Source organism: Clostridium sp. DSM 8431 (assembly GCF_900116755.1).
Taxonomy (GTDB): Bacteria; Bacillota; Clostridia; order Clostridiales; family Clostridiaceae; genus Clostridium.
Map to the genome: position 1 here is coordinate 1 of NZ_FPBY01000256.1, position 3,169 is coordinate 3,169.

The following is a 3,169-nucleotide window of genomic DNA, read 5'->3' on the forward strand; positions in this document are numbered from 1 at the left end:
AAAAAATTATTTTTTAAAATTTTTTATTTTTTTGTATAACTGGTCTATGCATTAAAAAAGTATTGCTTAATGTTTTTTATTAACACACAAAGCAATACTCTAATAATTTTAAAGATTTAATATAAATGTTAAGTAGTAAAATACAACAACACCACTAAATAGTATAGAATCAAATCTATCTAATATTCCACCATGACCTGGTATAAGTTTGCTGTAATCTTTAATACCTACATATCTTTTTACAGATGAGGCTACTAAATCACCAAATTGGCTAAATACACCACATATAGCTCCAATTATAAAGAAATGATATAATGGAACGTATGCTACATAACGTGTTACAAAAACACCATATAAACCACAGAATAAAGTAGCTCCCACAAGTCCTCCTAAAGAACCTTCAACAGTTTTCTTAGGACTTACCTCTGGACAAAGCTTAGTTTTTCCAAAAAGTCTTCCTGCATAATAAGCTGTTGTATCAGTCATCCATGATCCTATAAATATAAGCCATACATAGAAACTTCCACCTGGCATTTCACTTACTAAGTATATAAAGCTAAAGAATACACCTACATATAAAAATCCTAGCACTGTTAAAGCTACATCAATAAATGTATACTTTAAATTAATTACTGGAATAATTAATAGTATAAATACTGCTAAAACTAATATGTAAGTTAAAGCTTCAAAATTATGTCCTATCAAGTAATATAAAAGCAATAGAATATATCCAACTATATCTATAGGCTTAAATTCTTTTTCTCTAAGTGCTTTATAAAATTCGTATAGTCCTAATGCAGATAATACAAAAGTAAATATTTCTAAAGGAAATCCTCCTAAAAATATAAATAATATAAAAGGAGCAATCATAAGAGCACCTAAATATCTATTATCAGATTTCATCAAAATCAACCCCTGTTCTATTTATTAAGTCCACCAAATCTTCTATCTCTATTTTGGAAATCATGTATAGCTCTTTTTAAATCTTCTTCAGTAAAATCAGGCCAATTTATATTAGAGTACCAAAATTCTGAATAGGCACACTGCCATAAAAGAAAGTTACTTAATCTTTGTTCACCTGAAGGTCTTATAATTATATCAGGATCAGGCATCCCTGCTGTATATAGATACTTTTCTATAGTTTTTTCATCTATTTCTTTTGGAGATATTTTATTATTTTCTATATCTTCTGCTATTAATCTCATGGCTCTTGTAATCTCATTACGTCCTCCATAATTTAATGCAAAATTCATTACAATACCTGTATTTTTAGATGTTCTTTCTATAGATTTATTAATTTCATCAATACATTCCTTAGGAAGTCTTGATATATCACCAAGAACATTTATAACAACATTATTTCTATCTAGTTCATCTATTTCTTGTCTTAAATATTGAACTAAAAGTTTCATTAATGCGCTTATTTCTTCTGGTGGTCTCTTCCAGTTTTCTGTCGAAAAAGCATAAAAAGTCACATATCCTACACCTAGTCTATCTGCCTCTTTTATAATCTTTCTTATTGTTTCAACTCCTGCCTTATGACCAAATTGTCTTGGAAGGTTTCTTTCTTTTGCCCATCTTCCATTACCATCCATTATAATTGCTATATGTTTAGGTATTCTATCCATATCAATTTCAAATTCATTATTTTCAATTTCATCATTTTTCTTTATACCTTTAAAAAGTTTCATCAAGGGCAACACCTCCATACCTTTTAAAAATTTAATAAAAAAACCTGCATAAAGCAGGTTTTTATAACCTATATTGACATTATTTCTTTTTCTTTTGCTGCTATAATAGTGTCAATTTCTTTTACATAAGAATCTGTTACTTTTTGAACGTTATCTTCGCCTCTTTTAACTTCATCTTCTGATATATCATCATTTTTCTTTAAGTTCTTTATCTTGTCGTTGGCGTCTCTTCTTATAGATCTTATAGCAACCTTAGCGTCTTCTCCTGTTTTCTTAACATTTTTAACAAGAGCTTTTCTTGTTTCTTCTGTTAATTCAGGAATTATAAGTCTGATTACTGATCCATCATTTGAAGGGTTTAAACCTAAATCCGACTTCAATATAGCTTTTTCAATATCTTGTAATATTGTTTTTTCCCATGGAGTAATCATAAGTACTCTTGGTTCTGGAGCTGATACATTTGCTACTTGTGAAATTGGGCATGGGCTTCCATAATATTCAACTTGCACTCTATCAAGCATACTTGGATTAGCTCTTCCTGCTTTCATAGTAGATAAATCAGATTTTAAAACCGAAATTGTTTTTTGCATTTTTTCTTCAGAATTTTTAATAATTTCTTTAATCATAAAACCCTCCTATTATTTTGTTACTATAGTTCCAAGCTTTTCGCCTAGAATAGCTTTTTTGATGTTTTCTGGTTCATCAAGACCAAATACTAATATTGGAATATCATTATCCATACATAATGAAGTAGCTGTTGAATCCATTACTTGAAGTCCTTGATCTAATACATCAATATATGATAACTTATCATATTTCTTAGCATCTTCATACTTATGAGGATCTTTGTCATATACTCCATCTACCTTTTTAGCAAGTAATATAACTTCAGCTTCTATTTCAGCAGCTCTTAATGCGGCTGTTGTATCTGTAGAGAAGTAAGGGTTACCTGTTCCAGCTGCGAATATTACAACTCTTCCCTTTTCAAGATGTCTCATAGCTCTTCTTCTTATAAAAGGTTCTGCAACTTCCTTCATTTCAATAGCTGTCTGAACTCTTGTATCTACTCCTACTTGTTCTAAAGAATCCTGCAGAGTTAATGCATTGATACAAGTAGCTAACATTCCCATGTAATCAGCAGTAGTTCTATCCATTCCTTCACCGCTTCTACCTCTCCAAATGTTACCGCCACCAACAACAGCACCTACTTCTACACCCATATCTACAATCTCTTTAATTTGTAATGCTATCTTTTTTGCAACGTTAAAATCAAGCCCAAAACCATTTTCACCTGCTAACGCTTCTCCAGATAATTTTAACATTACTCTCTTATACTTACATTCAGCCATACTATTACCTCCAATATGTTATTATATTTTAATCTTTATCGAGTAGGTGAACCTCAGAAATATTTTTTTCTGAGGTCTTTCCTCTCACAGAACCGTGCATGCGGGCCTCGCACACGGCTCTTGATAAAT

The 3,169-nt window shown here is 30.6% G+C and carries 4 protein-coding genes; all 4 read right to left on the bottom strand.

Annotation, left to right across the window (positions count from 1 at the left end; all coding sequences use genetic code 11):
• Positions 1-108 precede the first annotated feature (108 nt).
• Positions 109-903, bottom strand: coding sequence for a phosphatidate cytidylyltransferase (locus BM384_RS16350; protein WP_090015227.1), 795 nt, complete (start codon positions 901-903; stop codon positions 109-111).
• 17 nt (positions 904-920) lie between these two features.
• Positions 921-1,691, bottom strand: coding sequence for an isoprenyl transferase (locus BM384_RS16355; protein WP_242946094.1), 771 nt, complete (start codon positions 1,689-1,691; stop codon positions 921-923).
• A gap of 68 nt (positions 1,692-1,759) precedes the next feature.
• Positions 1,760-2,317, bottom strand: a complete 558-nt coding sequence (gene frr, locus BM384_RS16360) for a ribosome recycling factor (RefSeq protein ID WP_090015231.1) — start codon at positions 2,315-2,317, stop codon at positions 1,760-1,762.
• 12 nt (positions 2,318-2,329) lie between these two features.
• Positions 2,330-3,040 carry a UMP kinase gene (gene pyrH / locus BM384_RS16365; protein WP_090015233.1) on the bottom strand — a complete coding sequence of 237 codons (711 nt, stop codon included), beginning with the start codon at positions 3,038-3,040 and terminating at the stop codon, positions 2,330-2,332.
• Positions 3,041-3,169 lie beyond the last annotated feature (129 nt).